Here is a 26,067-nt window from a genome sequence, read left to right as displayed (position 1 = left end):
TTAGGTTGAGGTATAAAGCGTAAAAGAACTTGTCAAGCGGATGTGGTGAAATTGGCAGACACGCTAGATTTAGGTTCTAGTGCTTTAGGGCGTGGGGGTTCAAGTCCCTTCATCCGCATTTCTTTTATAGCCGACTTAGCTCAGTTGGTAGAGCATCTGATTTGTAATCAGAGGGTCGCGTGTTCGAATCATGTAGTCGGCATTACTTTAACTGTTCGGACCTTCGGGTACAGCTAAAGGATTTCAAGCGTTGCGAACGTAGTTCAGGGGTAGAACACAACCTTGCCATGGTTGGGGTCGCGAGTTCGAATCTCGTCGTTCGCTTTGTTAGTTCTCCCTTAGTGGGAGATTTTCCATATTTTGCCGGGGTGGCGGAACTGGCAGACGCACAGGACTTAAAATCCTGCGAAGGGTAACCTTCGTACCGGTTCGAAACCGGTCCTCGGCATCATTAGCACCAAGAGTTGCATGACTCTTGGTGTTTTATATTGCACTTTTTAGTTAAGCTTCAGTATAAACAAGTGGTACAAGTAGTAAAAAGATAAGCGTTAAACGAAATTTATTCTAGAAATTTAATATTGAAGAACCAGTTAAAATATTTATTTAGCTGGTTTTTTGTTTTTGTGAAGAAAGTGAAGTTCCTATGTTAACTATCAGATAATTTTTATAAATTACTTTAGTGTAAAAATAAGTGTGCTTATATTCTAGTTAGTTTGGTAAAATGTCATTTTTCAATCTGTAACTTAAAAAATGTCTAGATTTTCTATTATGTTTTATAAATTTAAAGAACAAAAATAATTTGATAAATAAAATTATTCTGTGCTGTGGTATCCTACTGTTAGGAGTAGAACACCAGCTAAGAAGGGGGAAAGCATAAAAACTAAAGATAAGAGGTTCAGGACTTGCTTAGAGAGGAGAGAAATGCAAGATGGCAGAAAATAATTTAGATAAAGAACAGCTTGAAGAGTTATTCCATTCACTTCAACATATTGTTTGGAAGAACAGTCATTTAATTAAAATAAATTTTTGGACAATGGATGATTATCAGCAAGAAGGGCGACTAGTTTTATACCATTTACTTGAAGATGGCGTGACACAGGAAAAACTATTTTGCCATTTTAAAGTGCGATATAAGCAACGGTTGATTGATATAAAAAGACGAGAAAGAGCATTTAAGCGGGGTTTTGATTGTGGGGCTGGTTTAGATATATATGAATATTCTGATGCCCTTAAAGGCAAAGCTACCAGTCCTGAATATAACTTAATTTCAGTTACTTTACTTGAAGAGGTTCATCAAAGTTTGAGTTTGAGATACCGTAATTTATTGGAGAATCATCTGTCAGGAGTGGAGTTGCATCGAATGGAAAAATACCGTTTAAAGGAAAAAATCAAGAGAATACTCTATGAAGAAGAATGACTTTTAATCCAAAGCTTGTACAGAAAGTTTTGTTCAAATTGTGATATAATTACTTTATTACTAAATAAAAATTTATAGGAGATTTCCAGAAAATGGCAAAATTGACTGTTAAAGATGTAGATCTTAAAGGTAAAAAAGTTCTTATTCGTGTGGACTTCAATGTCCCACTTAAAGATGGCGTAATTACTAATGATAACCGTATCACTGCAGCACTTCCAACAATCAAGTATGTACTTGAACAAGGCGGACGTGCAATTCTCTTCTCTCACCTTGGACGTGTTAAAGAAGAAGCAGACAAAGCTGGTAAATCTCTTGCTCCAGTAGCAGCAGCTTTGGGTGAAAAATTGGGCAAAGAAGTTGTCTTCCCTGGTGCTACACGTGGTGCTGAGTTGGAATCTGCTATTGCTGAATTAAAAGATGGCGATATCTTGCTTGTTGAAAACACTCGTTTTGAAGATGTTGATGGCAAAAAAGAATCTAAAAATGATCCTGAACTTGGTAAATACTGGGCTTCACTCGGAGATGGTATCTTCGTAAATGATGCTTTCGGTACTGCTCACCGTGCACATGCTTCAAACGTTGGTATTTCTGCAAACGTTGATAAAGCCGTTGCTGGTTTCTTGCTTGAAAACGAAATTGCTTATATCCAAGAAGCAGTTGAAAACCCAGTTCGTCCATTTGTAGCGATCCTTGGTGGTTCAAAAGTTTCAGATAAAATCGGTGTTATCGAAAACTTGCTCAGCAAAGCTGACAAAGTTATCATCGGTGGTGGTATGGCTTACACATTCTTCAAAGCTCAAGGCATCGAAATCGGTGATTCATTGGTTGAAGAAGACAAACTTGACTTGGCAAAAGAATTGCTTGAAAAAGCAGAAGGTAAACTTATCTTGCCAGTTGACTCAAAAGAAGCTAACGCTTTTGCTGGTTATACTGAAGTTAAAGACACTGAAGGTGAAGCAGTTGATGCTGGATTCCTTGGTCTTGATGCTGGTCCTAAATCAGTTGAACGTTTTGCTAAAGAACTTGAAGGTGCTAAAACTGTTGTATGGAATGGCCCTATGGGTGTCTTTGAAAACCCTGACTTCCAAGCAGGTACTATTGGCGTAATGGATGCAATCATTGCTCAACCAGGAGTTAAATCTATCATCGGTGGTGGTGATTCAGCTGCAGCAGCAATCAACCTTGGCCGTGCAGATAAATTCTCATGGATCTCTACAGGTGGTGGTGCTTCTATGGAACTTCTTGAAGGTAAAGTTCTTCCAGGACTTGACGCCCTTACAGAAAAATAATCAGATAAAAAACAGACCAAGGTCTGTTTTTTTGATACAATAATATCATGAAGAAAATCACAGTAAAAAAGCAGGCGGCGTCCAAACTTCGTCGTGCTTTCCCGTTAATTGTTGAAGAAGACTTAAAAAGTCTCCCACAGGAAGATTCTTTTGTCGATTTTGTAGACGAAAAAGAAAACTTTTTGGGAAGAGGGTACTTATCAAAGCAAAATAAAGGGGCAGGATGGCTCTTGACTCAAGCACAAGAGAAGATAAATCAAACCTTCTATAAAACCAAGTTTGAAGCTGCAAAAGCTGCGCGACTAGCTTTCTTTCAAGATGAACTGACGACAGCTTTCCGTATTTTTAATGGTGAAGGTGACGGGCTAGGTGGACTGACTGTTGATTATTATGCGGAGTATGCTGTTTTTAGTTGGTACAATACCTTTATCTATGAACAACGGGCAATAATTATTGCAGCTTTTCAAAAGGTTTATCCAGAAATCAAAGGTGCATACGAAAAAATTCGTTTTGAAGGACTTAACTTTGAGTCACAGCATATCTATGGGCAAACTGCTCCCGAACCTTTGGCTGTCATGGAAAATGGTGTGACTTACGCCACATACATGAATGAAGGCTTGATGACGGGGATTTTTCTGGATCAGAAAAATGTTCGAGGTGTTTTGTCTAATGGTTCAGTTGCTGGCAAAACAGTTCTTAATATGTTCAGCTATACTGGTGCTTTTTCTGTAGCAGCTGCCTTTGGTGGCGCCAGTCAGACGACTTCGGTGGATCTCGCAAAACGTTCACTGGAGAAGACACGTGAGCAATTCTCTATGAATGGTATTGATCCCGAGACACAAAAAATCTATGTGATGGACGTCTTTGGCTATTTTAACTATGCTAAGAAAAAAGAGATGAGTTATGATGTCGTGGTTTTAGATCCACCAAGTTTTGCTCGTAATAAGAAAAAGACCTTTTCGGTTGCGAAAAATTATGGAGAGCTCGTTCAAGAAGCTGTAGATATTTTAAATGAGCAGGGCCTCTTGATTGCGTCGACCAACGCAGCCAACGTGAACCGGAGCAAGTTTCGTCAGATGGTTGAGCAAGCATTGAAAAGTAAAGGTGTAGCGTTTGATATTCTACAAGAGGAACACTTGCCTTCTGACTTCAGAGTTGCTGAATCATTTCCTGAAGGGGATTATTTGAAAGTGCTGTTTATCCAGCTCCATAAATAAAAACAAAAAGTATAAAATAAAACACATGTTCAAAGGGACATGTGTTTTCATTTTATCTAGAGAGGTAAGAAGCTCACCAACAGCAATAAGAAGACGATCAGGACAAGTCCACTCACTCCAACTTTGTTGTGAGACAAGAGTGCCATATATTCACGGATAAGAGCAGTAGGTAAAAAGTAGAAAGCTGTCGGTGCCCCAACTCCCTCTGCTTTGAGATGGACTCTACGCGCGTATAGTCGGGCACGCAGTACATGGTAGTTATTTGTTGAAAAGATAACAACAGGCTGGGCTTTACCATCCTGAGCATGGGGTTGCCAGTCTTCTTCAATGCGTTGTTTTGAAAAGAGCATGTTTTCATAAGTTGTTGTAGATTGATCTTCCATGATGATGCTCTCTTGAGGGATATGCTGCGAGACAAGATATTTTCTCATGGCATAAGCTTCAGAAACAGGCTCGTCAGCTCCTTGACCACCGCTGACTATGAACTTTGAAGATGGATTTTTATAAAAATATTCGATGCCTTTATCTAAACGACTTTTTAGTAGTGGTGGAACCTCCTCGCTCGTAATGCCTGAACCTAAAACAATAATATAGTCGATTTGCTTTTTAACAGGGAACATCTGATACATCCAAGAGTAGAACAGGTAAGCAAGAAAGATAAATGTAAGTATTAAATCAAGCAACAAGATGAAGATGAGGATAATATTAAGTGCTAAAGGAACGTTTATAACCCCAGTAATCAAAAAGAGAAACAGAGGAATGCTAATGATTAAGTTCAATCCTAAGACCGCAGAAAGTTTAGCAGTCAAACTTTTACCCTCTTTTGTACGCATGGTTTGCGAGTTAAAGATAAGGTAAATACAAATGCCTAAAAAGATTAAAGGAAGCAGCAGATAGAAAATACCTAGTGCAAGCATAGAACCTTGAGGGCTTTTCTGATCAAGAAAAACCAAGGCTAAAATCAATAGAGTAAAGAAGGAGAGAAGCAGTCCCGCAGAAAAGAGTAAACCACCGAAAATACTGCGGTCCTTATATTTGGTCAGGAGAAAGCCCCCTGCAGCAAGTGCGAGAAAGAAGAATAAATAAAGCATAATGTCCTCCAATAAATAATTTTAGTAGAACAGGAGGCAGGCGAATAAACTCAATAGGTATATCGTCTAAATGTATTTTACCAATGTTCTCACTGAAAACTTTTGTTTTAATTTGTGTAAAGAAAAAGCACCAGTTAAATAACAAGTGCTTTTAAGATAGATGCGGAAGGCGGGACTTGAACCCGCACAGCCAAGATAGGCCACAGGATCCTTAATCCTGCGCGTCTGCCAATTCCGCCACTTCCGCGAATTGGTACTTAAATATAATACCATTTCGTTAGAAAGAATGCAAGAATTAACTTGTTTTCTGAAGACTTTCAGTAATAATGTTCAGTATTTCATATATGAAGCTGCTTCGGCAGCGTGGCTTCCTGCGACATGGCCGGTAACAAAAGCACAAGTGATGTTATAGCCACCCGTGTAACCATTGATGTCTAAAAGCTCTCCTGTCATATAGAGACCAGGAGTTATCTTGCTTTCCATCGTTTTAGGATTGATTTCTTTGAGGTGCACACCACCACCGGTGACAAAAGATTTTTCGATAGGGAAAGTTTTATCAATTTTGATAGGAAAAGCTTTGAGTATCTGACTGAGTTTTTCCAGTTGTTTTTCGGTCAATTGTTTAGCAGGCATATCTGCATCAATTTGGACGTGATCCAACAAGAAGAGTAAAAAGCGTTCCTGAGTTAAGTATGAAAAGGCATTTTTTGCTGCTTTTCCATTGTCATGAGCAGTTTGTTGCAATTCATGTAGGAGTTGAGCTGCAGATTTTTCAGGAAAACTATCGAGTTCTACAGTGACACTTTCTGCACCTTTTGCAAGCTCTTGGTTAATAAAACTTGAGCAACGCAGCGCAGCTGGACCACTGATACCAAAGTGTGTAAAGAGCATGTCCATCTGCTGCTCAACCAGCGTTTTCCCTTTAGAATTAAGCACACTTAAACGTATATCACGAAGAGAAATGCCCTGTAAAGTTTTGTCACTGATAAATTTTTCAGAAGACATCAAAGGTGATTCTGTCGGGTAGAGTGAAGTGATCGTGTGTCCCGCACTCTTCGTGAGTGTATAGCCATCTCCCGTAGAACCTGTAGAAGGATAAGCGCGTCCCCCAGTGGATAAGACAATACAAGAAGCCTCAAAACTATCAGACTCGGTTTCAAGACCTTGAATAGCGCCGTTCTCTATATTAAGTTGCGTAACGGCAGAGCTTGGGAAATAATCGACTTTTAGTGCGTTTATTTTATCAAAAAGAGCATCCACAATCGTTCTTGATTTATCAGTGACAGGGAACATTCGCCCGTGATCTTCTTCTTTTAGAGCGATACCGTTCTTTTCAAAGAAGTCAATAATATCAAGGTTAGAAAATTGTGCAAAGGCGCTGTGTAAGAAGCGGCCGTTTCCTGGTACATGGGAGATAATCTCATCAACAGAGTGACTATTGGTCACATTACAACGCCCACCACCTGTCATCAAGAGTTTCTTTCCTACTTTTTTATTTTTATCTATTAAAGCTGTATGGGCACCATTTTCAGCAGCAGCAATAGCAGCCATCATGCCTGAAGGGCCAGCCCCCACAACAATTACATCATATTTTTTCATAACTTAATTATAGCATAGATTAACTTTGGGATTTTATGGAATAACTTTCTAAAAACAAAAAGAGCTCCTGTGGCAGAGCTCTTGATAGAGAGAAAACAGTGCTTAAGACAAAAAACTAGAGGAGGTTATGCTTTTCTAAAAAGTCATGGGCAACAGCTGCAGGGTCTTTTTGTTCAACATTGACCGCATAGTTCATATCAATCATTTCTTGATTCGTAATCTGTCCGGCTAACTTGTTTAAGATTTGTTCTAACTGAGGATGTTTTTTCAGCAATTCCTTACTCATCAATGGTGCAGCCTGATAAGGCGGGAAAAGATTCTTGTCATCTTTTAATACAGTAAGCTGATATTGCTTGATTTGACTATCCGTAGAATAGACTTGAGCCACATCGATATTGCTGTTTTTTAAAGCGTTATAGATGAGACTCGTTTGCATAGTCTTAACATCAAAGTTTAAACCATATAAACTCTGTATGCCTTTGTAACCATCTTGTCGGTTTGCAAACTCTAAGTCGAATCCCGCTTTGACTGAAGGTAAACGGCTCAGATCTGAAATGTTTTTAAGATTATGTTTTTGTGCATAGCTGGTTTTAACAGCTAAGGCATAAGTATCTTGAAATTCCATCGGTGAAAGATAAATAAAGTTATCAAGTTTATCAATACCAGCGCGTGCCTCCTCATAGACTTTTTCTGGATCCGTAGATTGAGTCGGCTGTTTTAAAAAGGTCGTTAAGACAGTCCCTGAAAACTCGGGGTAAATATCTATCTTATCAGACTTCAAAGCATTGTAGAGGAAAGTAGTGTCACCAAAGTTAGGTTTAAGCGTTACCTCGATATCACTGTTCTTTTCGATTACTTCCTTATACATATTAATCAAGAGCGTCGGCTCAGCGCCCAACTTACCCGCAATAGTAATCTGCGGATGATTAGTCGCTTGGGGGTTGTAGTAGGAGCCAAGGAGCAGTAAGAAACCAGCAAAGAAGCTGATCAAGATTGTCCGAATCTTGGCTTTTTCTAAGAAGCGAAGCAAGGTTGAGAAGAGAACCGCCAGCAAAGCAGAAGAAATCGCTCCAATCAAGATAAGATACACATCATTGGAATTTATCCCTAGAAGGATAAAATTACCAAGTCCACCTGCTCCGATAAGAGCAGCTAGAGTAGCTGTACCAATAATCATGACGGCACTGGTCCGGATACCTGCCATAATGAAGGGCATAGCAAGGGCCAACTCAAATTTCATCAAGCGTTCTCGACGGTTCATACCAAAAGCAGTTGCTGCCTCAATCAGTGACTTATCAATTTGTTGGAGTCCCGTATAGGTGTTTTGAATAATGGGAAAGAGAGCATACACCACTAGGGCCACGATAGCCGGGAGTGAGCCTATCCCGATAAAAGGGATTAAAAGTCCTAAAAGAGCTAAGCTGGGAATGGTCTGAAAAATCCCTGTGATTTGCAGCAAGGGCTCAGCCATCTTCGGATAACGTCTTAACAAAAGAGCGAGAGGGAGGGCAATCAAAATAGCAATAAATAGCGAAATCAGTGAAATCTGAATATGCTGCAGTAACGCCTGCCAAAACTGATGTTCTTGCTGCTGAAAAGTGGTAATCAAATTATTCATGAGTCTTTACCTCCATCTTTTTCAAAACATCAGACAATGGAGTATCTTCCGAAAAGTCCTGCTCTTGGAGTACTTTTTCGAGATTTTTTAGCTTGTACTGAGAAAAGTCTTGCTGATAGTCCGTAAAAAAGTCCGCCACAAAGTCATTAGCAGGGGCACTCAAAATTTCTTGAGGAGGACCAACCTGCTGGAGTTCTCCGTCTTTGATGATTGCGATACGATCCGCCATCGCCATGCCTTCCGCCATATCGTGTGTGACAAAGACTGTTGTAATCTGTAGAGTTTTTTGTAAATCCTTAACAAGATCTTGCAGTTGTTTACGAGAGATGGGGTCAAGAGCGGAAAAAGGCTCATCCATTAAAATGATTTTAGGTTTACAAGCTAGCGCGCGTAAAATACCGACCCGTTGAGCCTCTCCACCAGAAAGTTCGTGCGGGTAACGATTGAGATATTTATCTGCATCAAGTCCCACTAAGGGCAGTAACTCGAGTACACGGACACGGACTTCACTTTTACTCCAGCCTTTCATGGTAGGTATGATACCGACGTTTTCTAAAACGGTCATGTTAGGAAAGAGCGCAATCTGCTGTAACACATAGCCTATCTGCAAACGCAAATCACGTAAATTGATTGATTGTATATTTTGATCGTCAATAAAAATTTGTCCTTGGTTAGGCTCAATTAAACGATTAATCATTTTGAGTAAGGTTGTTTTCCCACCACCAGAAGATCCAGCAAGTACAAAAAATTCATGACTTTCAATGGATAAGTTAATATCAGAAAGTACGGCTTTATCCCCGTAGCTTTTAGTAACATTTTTAAATGTAATAGTCATAGTGCAATTTTACCATTTTATCGAACGCATCTTCTGTGAAATGCTTACTGATTTTTCCAGCAAGGACGGTTTTCTTTTTATTATTACTTATGTAATCTATATGAAATCATTTTAACCTTAGAGAAACAAATGTTAAAATATTATGAGAGAGATTCTTAGTTTATTTTAAAAGACTTGACGGGGTGAACGTGATGACTTATAATCGACCAGCACAGCACAGCACAGCACAGCACAGCACAGCACAGCACAGCACAGCACAGCACAGCACAGCACAGCACAGCACAGCACAGCACAGCACAGCACAAGCGGTAGACACCCGCCTCTTTTTACTTGCACCTAAACGCTCGGGACCTCTGGAGCGCTTTTTTCGTGGCCCGCCCAAAGCGAGAGACACGAAAGTTTGAAGTCAAAAGATAAAAAAGATAAATCAAGAAAGAAAGGGTATCACTATGACACCAGAAAAGAAAAAGAACCGGAGATTACGCAATTATGTCCTTCTCTCCCTCCTCTTGCTCCTCATCGGAGGCACCTATGCCTTTACCGCCTTTAACCAGCGGGCCATCAATGACCGAGAAAACCAAATCGAGATTAACGTGGGTGGCCGTGTTCACGACTACTATAACCGCGACACCGAAAACAAAGATGTCTTTGTCGAAAACTACGGCGAACGTCCCATCATGGCCCGTATCCGTTTGACGGAGTTTTTAGAAACCCGACAAACAGGTCAAGACAGCTGGACTCAGCTTGTAGCGGGAACAGAGCGTAACAACTTGGACTCTTGGACCACATGGATGCCCAATGCCACCAATATCAATGACCGACTGAACACCGACCCGTCCAATGCTTTTGACCGCTACGCCCGCCTGACTTTTGGCTGGAGCCGTGAAGGACGAGATGCGCCATGGTACATGCCAACCTTCAACCATGACAACATGGACCAGATGACAGCCGCCGCAGGTCATGCCCGGGACTACATCGCAGGAGGCGGTGCAACAGACGGCACGACCGATGGTGCCACGCACCCCGGAGATGGGACCGACGATTACTGGTCAGAAACAGACAGCTTTGATAATACCGCAGGCACGTGGCCGGGCGAAACGATTACCAATGATGCGGCTCAAAACCTCCACCAACAACGTGCCCCAATGACCATCGAACAGTGGGCGCAACTCCAACCTTACCAACAGATTGGTGACTTCTGGGTCGTGGACCACCAAACAGGCTGGGCTTACTGGGCCTCGCTCCTAGAACCGGGCGAAGCGACTTCTTACCTGCTGGATGCGGCAGAGATGACGGCGGCTATCGAAGACACAGTCTTCAATGGCTCTTACTACTATGGTATCCATGTGGAGAGCGGACTGGTCAGTCCCGACAATAGTGACGACTTCCTGCCTGAGGGTCATGACCGCTTAGCCGACTTCCTCACAGGTATCCGTAACAATGCCATGGATGGGGAAGGCTCGAACCCGCGTGCTGATGTGGATTCTCCACCCTCTGCTTTTAACTTTGAGGCTATGCTTCCGGGCCGTGTCTTTACTATGAGCGGTGTAGAGTACCGCTACCTTGAGCAACAAGGGGATAACCATCTCATCATTCGTAACGAACCTATCCGTGACACAAGCTTTAATGAGCAAGGAAATGTTTTAGCGGATTTCTATGACAACCTCAACCCAGACGTTCAAGCAATCGTTCAGCCTGTATCTATACCAGAGGATGTACCAAGTATCACGGATGCTCAAGCTGCGCCTTGGGGAGGTTCAGGAGAACGTTGGTTGCCTGCGGAGTGGAGCACTGCACGCTTTGCGGCAGTCCGAGCAGATAGAACAAGTGTAGCGGCTTCTGGTGGCACTTCACAAGCCTTTGCCCTTTCCCTCGCCGATGTAGTTCACTTATCCACTGAAGAAGGGCCTTTCCCTTACCATGCGGCTCGTACAGGTGCCCGTAGAAGCTTTTGGTGGTTACGTACCCCTAGCTCTACAGCCTCTATGTGGTATGTAACGTGGTCAAGCATTGCAGGCCGATTGGATGGCCGTGGTTCCGTAAGCGTTAGCAATGCTGGTGGCGGAGTCCGCCCAGCCCTCATCATCAGCAACCCTTAGGTAAAATCCCTTACTTCAAGAACTGAAAGGACAAAATAAAAAATCCCTCATGAGGGATTTTTATTTAAAACCATTTTCTAAAATTTCAATCACACTTAAAATCTGTGCGTCGGACACTAATTTATCAGCTCCATGAACCAAGCTCTCATAAGCTGCATCATATACACGCCCATAATCACCAGAAACTGATGGAATAGTTTTTTCGATACGGTCACCATTTTGGTTATAGTAAGTTAACTGAGCAAAATCTTGCGGTGTGTCAGTACCGAAGTCCTCGGCGCTTGGTAAAATCCCAACTTTAAGATCGTTTTCTTGTTGGTCCACATTCTCTTTTATCAAAGTACCACGGGAGCCGTAGAGTGTCCATTTTGGTCGATTAATAGCAGCGAGTTCGGTCGCTTGGACTGTGGCACGGAAATTCTTGTAAAGCAAGTTTACAGAGAAGTAATCATCCACAGCCTCTGTATCACGTGTTGCTCGGATATCGTACTGCACCGTTTCAGGTTTACCAAAGAGCGAAACCATCTGATCTACCATGTGTACACCATGACCATACCATGCACCATCAAAGTTTTTACCCGGACTTGCGTCATGTGGGCGATAGTGGTCCATTGTGACTGTAAGGTCAATCAAGTCTCCCAAATAACCTGTTTCCAAAACTTTTTTGACAGTCAAAAAGTCGCTGTCAAAACGACGGTTTTGGAAAGGCATAAAGAAGAGTCCTTTTTCTTGTGCGATTTGCACAAGTTCTTTTGCTTGCTCGAGAGTTTCCACAAGTGGTTTATCGCAGATAACGTTTTTCCCTCCAAGCAGAAGCTTTTTGCTTGTCTCATAGTGGGCAGAACCGGGTGTAACAACGACAACTAAGTCAATTGTTGCATCATTGATAATATCATTGATATCTGTGGAAAAAACAGTCCCCTCTGCTTCAAGAAGCGCCTGCTCGGGACGTTTTCCTAACGTGCGGTTGACAATGCGAGAAATATTGAAATATTCACGAGTCTTAACATAAGGAATATGGTAGCGATTGGTGGACTTACCAAACCCTACATAAGCAATGTTTAACTTTTTCATGCTTTTTTCTCTTTTTTCTTCTTGTCTAGATGTTGTTTTTTTAATTCTTCGATTTTTGACAGTTTGTCTGTCTTCGTATTTGAATTTTTTTCGTGGAATTTTTGGACAGATGCCTGCCCTTTATAGTCTAACTGATACTTTCCCATGCTGTACTTTCTTTCTTTACTTTACAAGTCGACGCTCGAAGGCGTCTGAGGAGATGCCTTCACTTAAAATTTTCTTTGCCCATTCTTTAGCTGAAAATAGAGAATGATCACGATAATTTCCACATTCTTTTTCTGCCACACCGGGAACATCATCCCAAGTGAAACTATCTCCGGCGAGTTCTTCTAAAGAAGAAGTGATGACTTTAGCGATTTGTTCTGCTGTTGGTTGGCCCCACATAATCATATGGAAACCTGTACGGCAGCCAAAAGGAGAAAAGTCAATCATGCCGTCAATACGGTCACGGATCAAACTTGCCATAGAGTGTTCAATCGTATGTAAACCGCTCGTAGGGATTTCACCATGATTAGGCTGTACAAAACGTACATCAAAGTTTGTGATGATGTCGCCTTTAGGCCCTGTTTCGGTACCGATTAAACGCACATAAGGTGCGAGTACTTTTGTATGATCGAGTTGGAATGATTCTACTTCTGCCATTTTTTACCTCCAGTCTACTTTATTTCTCTATTTTAACATTTTTAAACCAAAATTTTTTTGTCTGGCCTCGTAAAGTGATAGAATGAAGCTAGAAGATAGAGAAAAGGAGAAATTATGTCACTTACAGAAACTTACACACTCTCAAATGGTATAAAAATTCCTAAAGTTGGCTTTGGGACTTGGCAATCAAAAGATGGGGAAGAAGCCTATCAAGCTGTTAAAACAGCCTTAGAAGTTGGCTATCGCCATATTGATACGGCAGCTGTTTATGGCAATGAAGAATCCGTGGGTCGTGCGATTAAAGACAGTGGTATACCGCGCGAAGATTTGTTTATCACAACTAAACTTTGGGCTTTAGGTACAACTGAAGATGCCAAGGCTGCGCTTGATGAAAGCTTGCAAAAACTCGGTTTGGACTATGTGGATCTTTATCTGATTCACTGGCCAAATCCAAAGGCTTTTCGTCCGAATTTTGCTGAGCGCAACGCGGCTGTTTGGAAAGCAATGGAAGAAGGCGTAAGAGAAAAGAAAGTACGTGCTATTGGAGTATCTAACTTCCATCCACGTCACTTGGAACCTTTACTTGAAGTTGCTGAGATTAGACCAGTGGTCAATCAAATCATGGTCAATCCTTCAGACCAACAAGAAGAAGTTGTTGCTTTTAATAAAGCGCATGATATTTTGACAGAAGCTTACAGCCCACTGGGAACAGGCCGTATTTTTGCCGTCTCAGAGTTGGAAGATATTGCAGCTAAGTATGGAAAAACAGTGGCACAAGTGGTTCTACGTTGGAGTTTACACAAAGGCTACCTACCTTTACCAAAATCAGTAACAGCAAGTCGTATCAAGGAAAACGCAGATATTTTTGACTTTGAACTGACAGATGAAGACATCACTTTTATTGATAGCCTTCATGGGAAAGCAGGCCTCGCTAGAAATCCAGACGAAGTTGATCATTAAGATGTTTAATAGAAAAAGAGCACTCAAATTTAAAGATTTGAGTGTCTTTTTTTATAATTGGCAGAATATAGACAACAAGAATAAGCGGGGATTAAATTAGTGTTTTAATTCACATAATCATTGCCAAAAACAAATGAAAGTGCTATCATATACATGATAAAGATTTCACAAAGGAGAAACAATATGAAAATCGGTGTAATTAAAGACCCTAAACAAGGTGAAGCGCGTGTAGGGATGACTCCAGAAAATGTCAAGATTCTCGTCGAAGCGGGAAATGAAGTATTTGTAGACAGCAACGCAGGCGCGGGCTGCGGTTTTACAGATGAGCTTTATAAGGCAGCTGGTGGTCAAATCGTGGACACTGAAACTGCTTGGGAAGCAGAACTCATTGTTAAAGTCAAAGAACCAATGGAATCGGAATATAAATACTTCAAGCCAGGTCAAATTATTTGGGGCTTCCTTCATTTAGCAGCAAACAAGGCGTGTGTTGAAAAAATGATGGAAGTGGGCGTAACCGCTATTTCTGGTGAAAATATATCAATCAATGGCGTGCTTGAACTTCTTAAACCGATGTCAGCTATCGCTGGTCGTCGCGCGGTTAATATTGGTCAGTACTACCTCGAAAAACAACATGAAGGTGAAGGGATTCTCTTGCCGGGTATCGAAGGCATCGAAGCAGGAACGGTTGTCATCTTTGGTGGAGGAAATGCCGCAGAAAATGCTGCAGACATGGCTGTAGCTTTGGGATGTAAAGTTATTATTATTGAGCTTGGCGATGCCCGTATTGCACAGCTTAAAGAGCGCTATGCAGGTAAGACTGTTGAGATTGTGAAATCAACTACGGAAGCTTTGGAAGAAAACATTAAACTTGCGGATGTTTTCATTTCAACTATCTTGATTCCAGGGGCTAAGCCACCAAAACTGGTTAAAGAATATATGGTTGAATCAATGAAACCAGGTTCTGTTATTGTAGATATTGCTATCGACCAAGGTGGGACGGTTGAAACAATCGATCACGCCACTAACCATGCAGATCCTGTATTCATCAAGCATGGCATCATCCACTACGCTGTGCCAAATATGCCGGGTGCAACACCTCGTACAGCGACCATTGCCTTGGCACAAGGTAATATTTCCTTCCTCAAAGAAATTTCGGTTAAAGGTTTAGATGAAGCCTTGAAATCAAAAGAGCTCCTTTCAGGATTAAGCGTTTATAAAGGTAAAGTTGTTTCCAAAGCACTCGCTGATTCAATCGACGTTACATATACGGAACTTTAAAAAGAAATCTAAGGAAAAAGAACTATGTCAAATCTAGCAAATCTGCCAATCACAATTAAAGATATTAAAAAAGCTCAAAATACTGTCAAACAATATGCGCGTGAAACACCATTGATTCAGTCTATGTTCTTGACTGCTAAAACTGGCGGGGAAGTCTACTTGAAACTTGAAAATATGCAATTAACAGGCTCATTCAAGTTCCGTGGTGCTTTCAACAAAATTGCCCAATTATCTCAAGAAGAAAAAGACCGTGGCGTAATCGCTTGTTCAGCGGGGAATCACGCACAAGGTGTTGCCTTAACTTCAAAACTTTTGGGAATTAAGAGTATCATTGTTATGCCCAAAGGAGCACCACAAGCTAAAGTAGACGCAACCCGTGGCTATGGAGCAGAAGTAATGCTTGAAGGTGAGCAATTCGATGATTCTAAAGCATTTTGTGAAGCTTATGCGAAAGAAAATAATATTACCTATATCCCTCCTTATGATGATGCAGAAGTAATGGCTGGCCAAGGGACCATTGGTTTGGAAATCTTGGATCATCTTTGGGATGTAGACACTGTGCTTGTGCCAGTAGGCGGAGGCGGCTTAATTTCAGGGATTGCCGTAGCTTTAAAATCTTTCAATCCTAATATCCAAGTTATTGGGGTGCAAGCTGAGAACTGTCATGGGATGACAGCATCCTTTAAGGAACGCAAAAAAGTGCATCATGATGAGGCTCCCACAATAGCGGATGGATGTCATGTGGCTTATCCTGGAGATTTAACCTTTGAGGTTGTGAACCAAATCGTTGATAATATGGTTCTTGTTACAGAGTCTGAAATTGAGCTTGCGATTAAAGATTTAATCCAGCGTACGAAGATTGTTGTGGAGGGTGCGGGTGCCCTTGCAACAGCAGCTATCCTTTCAGGCAAAGTAGACGAATATGTGAAAGGTAAGAAAGTTGTTTCTATCGTTTCAGGTGGGAATGTTGACTTGGCACGTATCGAAGATATTGTGGACCATTTTCTGATTGCTAATGACAATGAACAATAATCTTCCTCACTTGCCTTAACTAAAAACAAATAAGCTCTGAATATTTCAGGGCTTTTTTGTTTTTAGATAGTTCAGTCTTTTTTTAATCGTGAGACAATTTACCTAAAAATCACAAAATTCACAAAGTCATGTAATTTAAATTAAAATATAATCAAAACGCAAAAAACACTTGCGTGCTTATCTGAAAAGTGTTACACTTATTGTAAACGGTTACAGAAAGCGTAACCAAATATTGAAAGAAGGTTATAGAATGACTTCAAAAGTTTTAACACAGTTCCTTGAAAAAGGCCTTGGAGACCTTAAAGAAAAGGGTTTACTCAATACTATTGACGTTTTAGATAGTGCCAATGGACCCGAAATTACGGTTGCAGGCAAGAAGATGATTAACCTGGCTTCAAATAACTATTTGGGATTTGCCACTCGCCCAGAGTTGATTCAAGCAACGAAAGATGCCACAGATAAATATGGAGCGGGAGCCGGCGCTGTACGTACAATTAACGGGACACTCGACATTCACATTGAGCTGGAAAAAACGATTGCTGAGTTTAAAGGTACGGAAGCCGCAATTGCATTTCAATCTGGTTTCAATTGTAACATGGGAGCCATTAGCGCAGTCATGAAAAAAGGTGATGCGATTCTTTCTGATGAACTTAACCATGCTTCTATTATTGACGGATGTCGTCTCTCTGGCGCTAAAATAATTCGTTTGAAACACCAAGATATGGCTGATCTCGAAGCGAAAGCAAAAGAAGCAACAGAATCAGGTGAATACAACAAAGTTATGTATATCACAGATGGTGTTTTCTCCATGGATGGTGATGTGGCAAAACTTCCCGAGATTGTCAAAATTGCTGAAAAATACGATTTAATTACTTATGTTGATGATGCACACGGTTCAGGTGTGATGGGCGGCGGTGCCGGTACCGTGAAACATTTTGGCTTGCAAGATAAGATTGACTTCCAAATCGGTACACTCTCTAAAGCAATTGGTGTAGTAGGGGGCTATGTAGCGGGAACACAACTTTTGGTGGACTGGCTTAAATCACAAGGGCGTCCTTTCCTCTTCTCAACTTCTTTGACACCTGGTGCAGCTGCAGCAGCAAAAGAAGCCTTTGTCTTAATGCATGATCACCCCGAATACGTCGAAACACTATGGGACAATGCAAAATACTTCAAAGCGGAACTTCAAAAAGCTGGTTTTGACACAGGCGTGTCTGAAACACCAATCACACCCGTTATCTTAGGAGATGAAGCAAAAACGCAAGAGTTCTCTAAGAAATTAATTGAAAACGGAGTGTATGTGAAACCTATCGTCTTTCCAACTGTACCTCTGGGCACAGGGCGCGTGCGTGCGATGCCAACAGCAGCACATACAAAAGAAATGCTAGATGAAGCTGTTGCAGTTTTTGCCAAAGTAGGTAAAGAAATCGGTTTGATTTAAATTAACGTAAAAAGAGAATTATTTCCTGTTACAAATAAACATATATTAGATATATTGGAGAAGATAAAATGAAAAAAGTACTCATCACAGGCGCACTTGGACAAATTGGATCAGAATTAACAGAACGTCTCCGTAATGATCTCGGCGTAGATAACGTAATCGCAACCGATGTACGTGAAGTTGAAGGAAATCCAGTGGTGACTGACGGACATTTCGAGATTTTAGATGTTATGGACCGTGAAAAAATGATGAAAATTGCTAAAGATAATGGTGTAGACACAATTATCCATTTAGCTTCACTTCTCTCAGCAGTAGCTGAAGCAAAACCTCAGTTTGCTTGGAATCTTAACATGGGTGGCTTAGTGAATGCTTTGGAAACAGCGCGCGAACTTGGCTTACAATATTTCTCTCCATCATCTATTGCTGCCTTTGGTCCAAGTACCCCAATGGACAATACACCACAAGTAACCATCCAACGTCCAAATACGATGTATGGTGTAACTAAAGTTTCAATGGAATTGCTCTGTGACTACTACTATACGAAATTTGGTGTGGACACACGTGGTGTACGTTTCCCTGGCTTGATTTCGTATAAAACTTTGCCTGGTGGTGGGACAACGGATTATGCTGTAGATATTTACTACGAAGCTATCAAAAACGGTCACTACTCAAGCTTTATCGCTGAAGGCACGAAGATGGATATGATGTATATGCCTGATGCTATTGATGCCATTGTTGACCTCATGAATGCTCCTGCAGATAAGTTAGTAAACCGCAATGCTTTCAATATCACCGCTATGAGTTTCGAACCCGAAGAAATCGCGGCATCAATCAAGAAATTTATGCCTGACTTTACAATGGATTATGATGTGGATCCAGTGCGTCAAGGCATTGCCGACAGCTGGCCAAACTCTATCGATGCAACTTGTGCCAAAGAAGAATGGGGCTTCAATCCTAAATATGATTTGGATGCCATGACTAAAGATATGCTTGAAAAACTTACTGAAAAATTGAAAGGGTAGAAATCAAGTTCAACCTCTCACAAAACAGTGAAATATGCTAAAATAAGAGAGTAATCAGTTTCACGATTACTCTCTAATGCTGATGTTTGACATGAGCATTGATATTATTAATCTTATCAAAATTTATCTTTGAAAGAGGAGCTCTTATGGAACAAAAAAATGAAATGAAGCGTACGCTTGGTTTCTTCCCTGCCCTTACAACAGTAATGGGTACGGTTATTGGTGCAGGTGTATTCTTCAAAGCTGGACGAGTTGCTGAACTTACTGGCCAGCCTGGATTACATATATTAGTATGGGTGCTCGGTGGTGTCATCTCTATCTGTGGTGGTTTAACGGCGGCAGAACTTGCAGCTGCAATCCCAGAGACGGGAGGGATGATTCGTTATATCCAACGCGGTTTTGGTAAACGCTGGTCATTTCTCTTGGGCTGGGCGCAATCCATCATTTATTTCCCTGCCAATATTGCAGCCCTGTCGGTTGTGTTTGGTACACAGTTTTTAAACTTGTTTGGAATGAATGTAAGTGCAGCGAATACCGCTATAGTTGGCGTTATTGCTGCAATTACGGTTACCTTGATCAACTTCATTAGCTCCAAAGCAGCAGGAGGGCTACAATCCGTTACAACTGTAATCAAGCTCATTCCGATTGCCTTGATTGTTGTGGTTGGGTTACTTCGTCCTGGTGGTGTTGAGTTCCAGTTGCTTCCTATCACTGCAGGAGAAAACTTATCCTTGGCTTCAGCTATCGGTTCAGGTTTATTAGCAACTATGTTTGCTTATGACGGTTGGATCTATGCCGGAAATATTGCTGGAGAAATGAAAAACCCAGCCAAACACTTGCCACGTGCGATTATTCTTGGTATTGTTGCCATTATGTTTGTGTATGTGTTCATCAATGCAGCTTATATCCGTACATTAGGTATTCCAACCTTGATGGAAAATGATCCTAACCTCCCTGCTCTTGTAGCTAACAAAATATTTGGCGGTCTAGGTGGTAAACTTGTAACGGTTGGTATCTTGATTTCTGTTTATGGAACAATCAATGGTTATTCTATGACAGGTATGCGTGCATCTTATGCCTTAGCAACTGAAAAATCTTTCCCATTTTGGAAAACATTTAAGAAGCTTTCAGCTAGTGGTGTCCCAGTAAATTCAGGCCTTCTTCAAGTTGCGATTGCGGCTATCATGTTAGTGGTAACAATGCTTTCAAGCGACGCTTTCAATTTCTTAACAAATATGTTGGTCTTCGTTATTTGGATCTTCTATACAATGGTCTTCATTACAGTCTTTATCTTACGTAAGAGAGAACCAGAGTTGGTAAGACCTTACAAAGTGCCTCTCTATCCAGTAATTCCAATTATTGCGATTGTTGGTGGTTTATTTATCTTGATTATGACTCTGATCAGTTCAGACTACATGGGTAATCAAATTCCAGCCTTAGTAGGTGTAGCCTTTACTTTAATTGGTATACCCGTCTATAATCACTTAGATAAGAAGTATCATCGTTAAATAAAAAACTCCGATAAGGAGTTTTTTTTATATAAAATAAGTGGGGAGACAACTATGTACTTATGGATGTTGCTATTGCAATTTACATTAATTTTGCTATAATTTGCTTATGAAAAAACTACTGGTACTGATTGATTTTCAAAATGATTTTATTGATGGTTCTTTGGGAACAGCAGAAGCACAAGCTATCGTTCCTAATGTTATTGAAAAGCTCGCTACTTATGAGGAAAGCGAGCGTTTAGCTACGCAAGATACACACTTTGAGGACTACTTGAGTACTCAAGAAGGACAGAATCTACCTGTGATACATTGCCAAAAAGGAACGTTAGGTTGGGAAATCCGTAAAGAGGCGCAGGTTGGTTTTAAGCGTGTGTTTGAAAAAAGTATATTTGGGTCGGTCCAACTTGCCGAATATGTGAGGGATACCGAGGTAGATCAAGTTGAACTTATCGGAATATGTACGGATATCTGTGTCGTTTCTAATGCTCTATTGATAAAATCTTTTGCTCCTGAAGTGAAAATTATAGTTGATGCATCATGTTGTGCTGGAGTGACCCCGGAAAGTCATGAGGCAGCATTGCAAACTATGGCATCTTGCCAAATTCAGATTATTAATTCATAAAAAAGAGGGATTTTTTCACTCTTTTTTATTTTTGCCCTCAACACTATATATAGTATGCTTTCTTTTATTTTCATAAAAATAGATACTAGATATAGTGGAAAAAATAAATATTATTTGATAGAATATAGACAAGATATTTCAAATTTTGGGGGATAAATCAATGAAAATAGTTGAGGAAAGCATCACAGTAGAAGTTCAAGAAATCAAAGTCATTAAACGTGATGGACGCTCTGTAAAATTTGACAGCAGCAAAATTTTTGACGCTTTGAAAAAAGCTGGGGATGAAATATTACCGCCAGCTTCTGAAGCACGTATTGCTGAAATTTGTGACCGTGTCGTCCGCGAAATTTTCACACGCTTTACAGACAATGTAAAAATTTATGAGATTCAGAGTATTGTAGAACACGAATTGATGGAACTTGGTGAAACAAAGTGGGCGGAAATCTATACGACTTACCGTACACAACGTGACCTTGAAAGAAGTAAAGCGACAGATATAAACTTTACTATTGAAAAACTCATTAACAAGGACCAATCTGTTGTCAATGAGAATGCGAACAAGGACAGCGATGTTTTTAATACACAGCGTGACTTGACAGCTGGGGCTGTTTCCAAAGCTATTGGTTTAAAAATTCTCCCTCCTCATGTGGCCAATGCGCACCAAAAAGGTGAAATTCACTATCATGATTTAGATTATTCCCCATTTACAACTATGTCAAACTGCTGTTTGATTGACTTTAAAAACATGTTTGAAAATGGTTTTAAACTCGGTAATGCTCAAGTGGATTCACCCAAATCAATCCAAACCGCAACTGCTCAAGCTTCACAAATTATCGCAAATGTTGCCAGTTCACAGTATGGTGGCTGTTCCTTTGACCGTGCGGATGAAATTTTGGCGCCCTATGCTAAACTGAACTATGCCAAGCATTTGAAAGATGCTGAAGAATGGATTGATAATCCTGATAAACGCGAAGACTATGCCAAAGCTAAGACACAAAAAGATATTTACGATGCGATGCAGTCATTGGAGTATGAAATCAATACCTTGTTCACCTCTAATGGTCAAACACCTTTTGTAACTGTTGGTTTTGGTTTAGGAGAAGATTGGTACGCGCGTGAGATTCAAAAAGCGATTTTAAAAGTACGTATTGGTGGTTTAGGAAAAGAACATCGTACAGCGATTTTCCCTAAATTAATTTTCACACTCAAACGTGGTCTTAATCTTGAAGTTGGAACTCCAAACTATGACATTAAGAATTTAGCTCTAGAATGTGCTACAAAACGCATGTATCCAGACATTCTTTCTTATGATAAAATTGTCGAATTGACGGGTTCATTTAAAGCAAGCATGGGGTGTCGTAGCTTCCTTCATGGCTGGAAGGATGAAAATGGCAATGAAGTTACAGCAGGTCGTAACAACTTAGGTGTTGTAACGGTAAACCTTCCACGTATTGCTCTTGAAGCTGCTGGTGATAAAGACAAGTTCTGGGAAATTTTCAACGAACGCATTTCTATTGCTAAAGATGCTCTTGTTTTCCGGGTGAATCGTACTAAAGAAGCGCAACCTAAAAATGCTCCTATTCTCTTTATGAATGGTGCCTTGGGTCGATTGAATGCCGAAGATTCGGTAGATGAACTTTATAAAAATGACCGAGCAACGGTTTCTCTAGGTTACATTGGTCTTTATGAAGTTGCCACTAGCTTCTATGGCCCAACTTGGGAAAACAACAAAGAAGCAAAAGACTTTACGATTGAAATCGTCAAACGCATGAATCAAGACTGTAAGGAGTGGAGTAAAGAAACAGGGTATCATTTCTCTGTCTACTCTACACCGAGTGAAAGTTTGACTGACCGTTTCTGTCGAATGGATAAGGAAAAATTTGGTTCAGTTGCGGATATTACAGACAAAGACTACTATACAAATAGTTTCCACTATGATGTCCGTAAAAACCCCACACCATTTGAAAAGTTGGAATTCGAGAAAGATTACCCTGTCTATGCGAATGGTGGATTTATCCACTATGCAGAATATCCAATGATTCAACAAAATCCACGTGCACTTGAAGCAGTATGGGATTTTGCTTATGATCGTATTGGTTATTTGGGTACAAATGCGCCGATTGACCACTGTTACGAATGTGGCTTTGAAGGTGACTTCACAGCGACTGAACGTGGCTTTAAATGTCCTCAGTGTGGCAATGCCAACCCACAAACGTGTGATGTCGTTAAACGTACTTGTGGTTATCTCGGAAATCCTCAAGCAAGACCAATGGTTCATGGACGACACAAAGAAATATCAGCGCGTGTGAAACACATGAATGGCTCAGTAGGTGTTCTTGAAGATGGTGAGAGCATTGAGAGTGAAGATGTAGACCATGCTAAAAGTAAATTTGTAAAATAATCCAATAAAAAAAGAATCCCTCGGGGGTTCTTTTTTATTGGGTTATAGACGAGTAGGGACAATTATTTAATTGTCTTGAAATTTTAGGGGGCGAATTGACAGTGTTTAAGTTTTATTTTATAATTTTAATGGAATCGTTTTTATTATGTAATAAAAACGTGAAAAATCATTTTGTCTTGTCCGCAAAATGATAAAAAAAATTAAGGAGTGATATGGACACTAAAAAAATTAGATGGTTTACCGTCGCATTTATTGCCTTCAACATGGTATGGGGTATGGGAAATGTTGTTAATAACTTTGCCCAACAAGGGATTACCGTTGTAACCTCATGGATTTTGATTTTGGCACTTTACTTTATACCTTACGCACTTATTGTTGGTCAGTTAGGTTCGACTTTCAAAGACAGCAAAGGTGGGGTGAGTTCTTGGGTGGAACAAACTTCAACAAAACGTCTAGCTTACTATGCTGCATGGACATACTGGGTTGTGCATATCCCTTATTTAGCACAGAAGCCTCAAGCTATCCTGATCGCCTTTGGTTGGATTGGTCGTGGTGATGGTCAGCTTGTTAGTCTGATGTCCGTTCCGATGGTTGCTATCGTTTCATTGGCTATCTTTTTGGTTTTCCTTTGGTTGGCAACTAAAGGATTGAATACCCTAAAGGTTATTGGTGGTCTAGCTGGTACAGCCATGTTTGTCATGAGCTTACTCTTTATTGTTATGGCAGTGAGCGTACCTTTCATTGCAAAAGATTTTGCAATTGCTACACCAGATATGGGAAATATTAAAACTTATATTCCTAAGTTTGACTTCAGTTATTTCACAACAATCTCAATGCTTGTTTTCGCGGTGGGTGGAGCAGAAAAAATCTCACCTTACGTTAACCAAATGAAAAATCCAGCACGTGAGTTTCCAAAAGCGATGTTCATGCTTGCCGCAATGGTAGGTGTCTGTGCTGTACTTGGATCAGTAGCGATGGGTATGCTCTTTACCAGCGGTAACTTGCCCGATGATTTGATGGCAAATGGTGCTTATGCTGCCTTCCAAATGTTAGGCGAACACTATGGTATTGGTAGCAGTTTGATGTATGTTTATGCCTTTACCCAAGGGATTGGACAAATTGCTGCATTAGCTTTCTCTATTGATGCACCACTACGTATCTTGCTTGCAGATGCCGACCCACAATTTGTTCCAGCATGGTTGCGTAAAACAACAGCTAAAGGAACGTTGATCAATGGTTTTGTATTGACAGGAATTTTGGTAAGTATCGTTATCTTAATGCCACTTCTTGGTATTGGTAACATGAACGAGTTGGTCAAATGGCTGACAAACTTGAACTCTGTCGTAATGCCGATGCGTTATATGTGGGTATTCTTTGCCTTCATCATGCTTAACCGTGCGATTAAACATTTCAAGTCAGAATATAAATTCATCAAGCAAAAACGCTTGGCAATGTTTGCAGGTATCTGGTGCTTCTTGTTCACTTTAGTAGCCTGCGTCTTGGGTATGGTTCCAAAAGTCGACTTTGCCGCAGATCCTTCAGCATGGTGGTTCCAATTAACATCAAATATTTTAACGCCAGTTGTATTGATTCTTCTCGGTATGCTTCTTCCATTTATTGCACGCCGTGAGCAAAAAAAATCAAATGATTTAGTCTAAAAAGTAGTATAATAGAATGAGTAGTTTCGCAAGAAATTGCTCATTTTTTAATACAAATAAAATAGAGTGAGGTTCAAGCTTAGAGCTTATAACCGCTATTTTTTCAGGATATATTTAGATACAGGAGTGATGACAGATGAATAATCCAAAACCACAAGAATGGCTGGCTGCTGATTTAGAGCAGGGCTATGTTTCAGATTATAAACCCTTCAACTTTGTTGATGGCGAAGGTGTACGTTGCTCGCTTTACCTCTCAGGCTGTAAGTTTCACTGTGAGGGCTGCTATAATCAAGCGACATGGAACTTTAGATACGGTAGTCCTTATACCCAAGAGTTGGAAGAAAAAATCATGTCAGACTTGAGCCAGTCTTATGTTCAGGGCTTGACTTTGTTAGGTGGGGAGCCTTTTCTTAATACAGGAGTTGTTTTACCGTTGGTCAAGCGTATACGTACCGAATTGCCCGAGAAGGATATTTGGTCATGGACTGGCTATACATGGGAAGAACTCATGCAGGAGGATGAAACCAAGCTAGAGCTCCTGCGAAATATTGATATCCTTGTCGATGGTCGCTTCAAATTAAGCAAGAAAAACTTGCTCTTACAGTTCAGAGGGTCTTCTAATCAGCGCATTATTGACGTGAAAAAATCTTTAGCTGAAAAGAAGGTGGTAATCTGGGCTGGACTCAATGATGGTAAAGCAGCAGTAGAGCAGATTCATAAGGAAAAGCTAATATGAAAACAGTATTGGTCATTTGTGAATCAGGCTACTGGCATGATTTGCGAGAAGGCTTGGCCGCGGTGGGTGTCAGTTTTTTAGGATTTGATAAAAAGAAACCTAAGCGGTCTGAGATTGATCAACTGGTGGCACAAGCAGACTTTGTGATGATACGTAATCTCAATGTCGCTCATGCTTCTGTACGCTTTGCTAAGGAAGCGGCTAAAGCGAGTGACACACCTTTTTGGATAGGGAGTAATTTTGGTGTAGAAAAAATCATCGAAAAGCTCACGCCCTTATTTCCAGAACTTGATTTTTCTAGTAAGAAAGAGAGGACAACGTCCTCGAAGAATAAAAGAAGTAACAAGCAAAAAATACCAGAATCTAAAAAATTGGAATCTACCAGCCATTATCAGTTGCCCAAGCAAAAGAAAAATTTAGCTTTAAAATCAGCGCTTAAAGATTTTAAAATTGATGAAGATGAGATTGATTTTGAAAAAATGTTTAAGCCTTGATTTTAAGGCTTTTTATAAAAAAGGAGAGATAGCG

22 protein-coding genes and 5 tRNA genes are annotated in these 26,067 nt (G+C 40.5%); 19 read left to right on the top strand and 8 right to left on the bottom strand.

Features of this window, described 5'->3' with window-relative positions:
• The first annotated feature begins 36 nt into the window (after window positions 1–36).
• From I6G50_RS08090 to I6G50_RS08060, 7 genes are all read left to right on the top strand, one after another.
• Window positions 37–118 (top strand) — tRNA-Leu (locus tag I6G50_RS08090).
• Window positions 119–129: 11 nt separating this feature from the next.
• Window positions 130–202 (top strand) — tRNA-Thr (locus tag I6G50_RS08085).
• Window positions 203–252: 50 nt separating this feature from the next.
• Window positions 253–324, top strand: a tRNA-Gly gene (locus I6G50_RS08080).
• Window positions 325–362: 38 nt separating this feature from the next.
• Window positions 363–448: transfer RNA gene (locus tag I6G50_RS08075), tRNA-Leu, on the top strand.
• Window positions 449–928: 480 nt separating this feature from the next.
• Complete coding sequence (locus tag I6G50_RS08070; protein WP_197908492.1) at window positions 929–1,417, top strand: competence protein; 489 nt, start codon at window positions 929–931, stop codon at window positions 1,415–1,417.
• Between the two features lie 92 nt (window positions 1,418–1,509).
• Window positions 1,510–2,706 carry a phosphoglycerate kinase gene (locus I6G50_RS08065; RefSeq protein ID WP_197908491.1) on the top strand — a complete coding sequence of 399 codons (1,197 nt, stop codon included), beginning with the start codon at window positions 1,510–1,512 and terminating at the stop codon, window positions 2,704–2,706.
• Between the two features lie 47 nt (window positions 2,707–2,753).
• Entirely contained in the window at window positions 2,754–3,923 is a 1,170-nt protein-coding gene (locus I6G50_RS08060; RefSeq protein ID WP_197908489.1) for a class I SAM-dependent rRNA methyltransferase, read from the top strand.
• 56 nt (window positions 3,924–3,979) lie between these two features.
• Here I6G50_RS08060 and I6G50_RS08055 read toward each other — a convergent pair whose 3' ends face one another.
• The 5 genes from I6G50_RS08055 to I6G50_RS08035 all read right to left on the bottom strand — a co-directional run bounded on the left by I6G50_RS08055 (window position 3,980) and on the right by I6G50_RS08035 (window position 9,066).
• Window positions 3,980–5,014: a YdcF family protein gene (locus I6G50_RS08055; protein ID WP_197908487.1), complete on the bottom strand. Its 1,035-nt coding sequence runs from the start codon at window positions 5,012–5,014 to the stop codon at window positions 3,980–3,982.
• A gap of 161 nt (window positions 5,015–5,175) precedes the next feature.
• Window positions 5,176–5,261, bottom strand: a tRNA-Leu gene (locus I6G50_RS08050).
• An 83-nt stretch (window positions 5,262–5,344) separates the two neighbouring features.
• Window positions 5,345–6,613 carry an NAD(P)/FAD-dependent oxidoreductase gene (locus I6G50_RS08045; protein ID WP_197908485.1) on the bottom strand — a complete coding sequence of 423 codons (1,269 nt, stop codon included), beginning with the start codon at window positions 6,611–6,613 and terminating at the stop codon, window positions 5,345–5,347.
• Window positions 6,614–6,728: 115 nt separating this feature from the next.
• Window positions 6,729–8,231, bottom strand: a complete 1,503-nt coding sequence (locus tag I6G50_RS08040; protein WP_197908483.1) for an ABC transporter permease/substrate-binding protein — start codon at window positions 8,229–8,231, stop codon at window positions 6,729–6,731.
• Window positions 8,224–9,066: an ABC transporter ATP-binding protein gene (locus I6G50_RS08035; RefSeq protein WP_197908481.1), complete on the bottom strand. Its 843-nt coding sequence runs from the start codon at window positions 9,064–9,066 to the stop codon at window positions 8,224–8,226. The genes I6G50_RS08040 and I6G50_RS08035 overlap by 8 nt, the downstream gene beginning before the upstream one ends.
• 449 nt (window positions 9,067–9,515) lie before the next feature.
• Between I6G50_RS08035 and I6G50_RS08030 the strand changes: the two genes are divergently transcribed.
• Complete coding sequence (locus tag I6G50_RS08030) at window positions 9,516–11,165, top strand: DUF6273 domain-containing protein (protein WP_197908479.1); 1,650 nt, start codon at window positions 9,516–9,518, stop codon at window positions 11,163–11,165.
• Window positions 11,166–11,225: 60 nt separating this feature from the next.
• On the opposite strand, the gene I6G50_RS08025 is transcribed toward I6G50_RS08030, so the two are convergent.
• Genes I6G50_RS08025 through I6G50_RS08015 form a run of 3 tightly spaced genes read right to left on the bottom strand, consistent with a single transcriptional unit; the run spans window position 11,226 to window position 12,881 of the window.
• Entirely contained in the window at window positions 11,226–12,239 is a 1,014-nt protein-coding gene (locus tag I6G50_RS08025; RefSeq protein WP_003134868.1) for a Gfo/Idh/MocA family oxidoreductase, read from the bottom strand.
• Window positions 12,236–12,385 (bottom strand): hypothetical protein, encoded by a 150-nt coding sequence (locus I6G50_RS08020; RefSeq protein WP_003134867.1) that lies wholly within the window; start codon window positions 12,383–12,385, stop codon window positions 12,236–12,238. The genes I6G50_RS08025 and I6G50_RS08020 overlap by 4 nt, the downstream gene beginning before the upstream one ends.
• 16 nt (window positions 12,386–12,401) lie before the next feature.
• The gene (locus I6G50_RS08015; RefSeq protein WP_003134866.1) at window positions 12,402–12,881 is read right to left on the bottom strand and encodes an S-ribosylhomocysteine lyase; all 480 of its coding nucleotides are present in this window, start codon (window positions 12,879–12,881) and stop codon (window positions 12,402–12,404) included.
• Between the two features lie 114 nt (window positions 12,882–12,995).
• On the opposite strand from I6G50_RS08015, the gene I6G50_RS08010 reads away from it, so the two are divergent.
• The 11 genes from I6G50_RS08010 to I6G50_RS07960 all read left to right on the top strand — a co-directional run bounded on the left by I6G50_RS08010 (window position 12,996) and on the right by I6G50_RS07960 (window position 26,033).
• Window positions 12,996–13,841, top strand: a complete 846-nt coding sequence (locus tag I6G50_RS08010) for an aldo/keto reductase (protein ID WP_197908478.1) — start codon at window positions 12,996–12,998, stop codon at window positions 13,839–13,841.
• A gap of 183 nt (window positions 13,842–14,024) precedes the next feature.
• Window positions 14,025–15,119, top strand: coding sequence for an alanine dehydrogenase (locus tag I6G50_RS08005; protein WP_003134864.1), 1,095 nt, complete (start codon window positions 14,025–14,027; stop codon window positions 15,117–15,119).
• Window positions 15,120–15,143: 24 nt separating this feature from the next.
• On the top strand, window positions 15,144–16,151 hold the full coding sequence (gene tdcB, locus I6G50_RS08000; protein ID WP_081168127.1) for a bifunctional threonine ammonia-lyase/L-serine ammonia-lyase TdcB: 1,008 nt from the start codon (window positions 15,144–15,146) through the stop codon (window positions 16,149–16,151).
• A gap of 250 nt (window positions 16,152–16,401) precedes the next feature.
• Window positions 16,402–17,592, top strand: coding sequence for a glycine C-acetyltransferase (locus I6G50_RS07995; protein ID WP_003134862.1), 1,191 nt, complete (start codon window positions 16,402–16,404; stop codon window positions 17,590–17,592).
• Window positions 17,593–17,660: 68 nt separating this feature from the next.
• A complete protein-coding gene (locus tag I6G50_RS07990) occupies window positions 17,661–18,614 on the top strand; it encodes an L-threonine 3-dehydrogenase (protein WP_003134861.1) in 954 nt (317 codons plus the stop codon).
• Between the two features lie 146 nt (window positions 18,615–18,760).
• Window positions 18,761–20,122 (top strand): APC family permease, encoded by a 1,362-nt coding sequence (locus tag I6G50_RS07985; RefSeq protein WP_003134860.1) that lies wholly within the window; start codon window positions 18,761–18,763, stop codon window positions 20,120–20,122.
• A gap of 109 nt (window positions 20,123–20,231) precedes the next feature.
• Window positions 20,232–20,744, top strand: a complete 513-nt coding sequence (locus tag I6G50_RS07980) for a cysteine hydrolase family protein (protein WP_197908476.1) — start codon at window positions 20,232–20,234, stop codon at window positions 20,742–20,744.
• A gap of 160 nt (window positions 20,745–20,904) precedes the next feature.
• Window positions 20,905–23,145, top strand: coding sequence for an anaerobic ribonucleoside-triphosphate reductase (gene nrdD / locus I6G50_RS07975; protein ID WP_197908474.1), 2,241 nt, complete (start codon window positions 20,905–20,907; stop codon window positions 23,143–23,145).
• A 212-nt stretch (window positions 23,146–23,357) separates the two neighbouring features.
• Window positions 23,358–24,803 carry an APC family permease gene (locus tag I6G50_RS07970; protein ID WP_081168119.1) on the top strand — a complete coding sequence of 482 codons (1,446 nt, stop codon included), beginning with the start codon at window positions 23,358–23,360 and terminating at the stop codon, window positions 24,801–24,803.
• Between the two features lie 136 nt (window positions 24,804–24,939).
• On the top strand, window positions 24,940–25,539 hold the full coding sequence (gene nrdG, locus I6G50_RS07965; RefSeq protein WP_003134852.1) for an anaerobic ribonucleoside-triphosphate reductase activating protein: 600 nt from the start codon (window positions 24,940–24,942) through the stop codon (window positions 25,537–25,539).
• The gene (locus I6G50_RS07960) at window positions 25,536–26,033 is read left to right on the top strand and encodes a DUF2325 domain-containing protein (protein ID WP_197908472.1); all 498 of its coding nucleotides are present in this window, start codon (window positions 25,536–25,538) and stop codon (window positions 26,031–26,033) included. Before nrdG ends, I6G50_RS07960 begins: the two co-directional genes overlap by 4 nt.
• Window positions 26,034–26,067 lie beyond the last annotated feature (34 nt).

The organism is Lactococcus garvieae, from assembly GCF_016027715.1.
Taxonomy (GTDB): domain Bacteria; phylum Bacillota; class Bacilli; order Lactobacillales; family Streptococcaceae; genus Lactococcus; species Lactococcus garvieae_A.
This window is presented reverse-complemented; position numbering and strand designations above follow the sequence as displayed.

What these genes read in the sequence shown, in the direction of transcription:
- I6G50_RS08070 (WP_197908492.1), top strand. Translation starts at nt 929, where the DNA reads ATGGCAGAAAATAATTTAGATAAAGAACAGCTTGAAGAGTTATTCCAT.
- I6G50_RS08065 (WP_197908491.1), top strand. Translation starts at nt 1,510, where the DNA reads ATGGCAAAATTGACTGTTAAAGATGTAGATCTTAAAGGTAAAAAAGTT.
- I6G50_RS08060 (WP_197908489.1), top strand. Translation starts at nt 2,754, where the DNA reads ATGAAGAAAATCACAGTAAAAAAGCAGGCGGCGTCCAAACTTCGTCGT.
- I6G50_RS08055 (WP_197908487.1), bottom strand. Translation starts at nt 5,014, where the DNA reads ATGCTTTATTTATTCTTCTTTCTCGCACTTGCTGCAGGGGGCTTTCTC.
- I6G50_RS08045 (WP_197908485.1), bottom strand. Translation starts at nt 6,613, where the DNA reads ATGAAAAAATATGATGTAATTGTTGTGGGGGCTGGCCCTTCAGGCATG.
- I6G50_RS08040 (WP_197908483.1), bottom strand. Translation starts at nt 8,231, where the DNA reads ATGAATAATTTGATTACCACTTTTCAGCAGCAAGAACATCAGTTTTGG.
- I6G50_RS08035 (WP_197908481.1), bottom strand. Translation starts at nt 9,066, where the DNA reads ATGACTATTACATTTAAAAATGTTACTAAAAGCTACGGGGATAAAGCC.
- I6G50_RS08030 (WP_197908479.1), top strand. Translation starts at nt 9,516, where the DNA reads ATGACACCAGAAAAGAAAAAGAACCGGAGATTACGCAATTATGTCCTT.
- I6G50_RS08025 (WP_003134868.1), bottom strand. Translation starts at nt 12,239, where the DNA reads ATGAAAAAGTTAAACATTGCTTATGTAGGGTTTGGTAAGTCCACCAAT.
- I6G50_RS08020 (WP_003134867.1), bottom strand. Translation starts at nt 12,385, where the DNA reads ATGGGAAAGTATCAGTTAGACTATAAAGGGCAGGCATCTGTCCAAAAA.
- I6G50_RS08015 (WP_003134866.1), bottom strand. Translation starts at nt 12,881, where the DNA reads ATGGCAGAAGTAGAATCATTCCAACTCGATCATACAAAAGTACTCGCA.
- I6G50_RS08010 (WP_197908478.1), top strand. Translation starts at nt 12,996, where the DNA reads ATGTCACTTACAGAAACTTACACACTCTCAAATGGTATAAAAATTCCT.
- I6G50_RS08005 (WP_003134864.1), top strand. Translation starts at nt 14,025, where the DNA reads ATGAAAATCGGTGTAATTAAAGACCCTAAACAAGGTGAAGCGCGTGTA.
- tdcB (WP_081168127.1), top strand. Translation starts at nt 15,144, where the DNA reads ATGTCAAATCTAGCAAATCTGCCAATCACAATTAAAGATATTAAAAAA.
- I6G50_RS07995 (WP_003134862.1), top strand. Translation starts at nt 16,402, where the DNA reads ATGACTTCAAAAGTTTTAACACAGTTCCTTGAAAAAGGCCTTGGAGAC.
- I6G50_RS07990 (WP_003134861.1), top strand. Translation starts at nt 17,661, where the DNA reads ATGAAAAAAGTACTCATCACAGGCGCACTTGGACAAATTGGATCAGAA.
- I6G50_RS07985 (WP_003134860.1), top strand. Translation starts at nt 18,761, where the DNA reads ATGGAACAAAAAAATGAAATGAAGCGTACGCTTGGTTTCTTCCCTGCC.
- I6G50_RS07980 (WP_197908476.1), top strand. Translation starts at nt 20,232, where the DNA reads ATGAAAAAACTACTGGTACTGATTGATTTTCAAAATGATTTTATTGAT.
- nrdD (WP_197908474.1), top strand. Translation starts at nt 20,905, where the DNA reads ATGAAAATAGTTGAGGAAAGCATCACAGTAGAAGTTCAAGAAATCAAA.
- I6G50_RS07970 (WP_081168119.1), top strand. Translation starts at nt 23,358, where the DNA reads ATGGACACTAAAAAAATTAGATGGTTTACCGTCGCATTTATTGCCTTC.
- nrdG (WP_003134852.1), top strand. Translation starts at nt 24,940, where the DNA reads ATGAATAATCCAAAACCACAAGAATGGCTGGCTGCTGATTTAGAGCAG.
- I6G50_RS07960 (WP_197908472.1), top strand. Translation starts at nt 25,536, where the DNA reads ATGAAAACAGTATTGGTCATTTGTGAATCAGGCTACTGGCATGATTTG.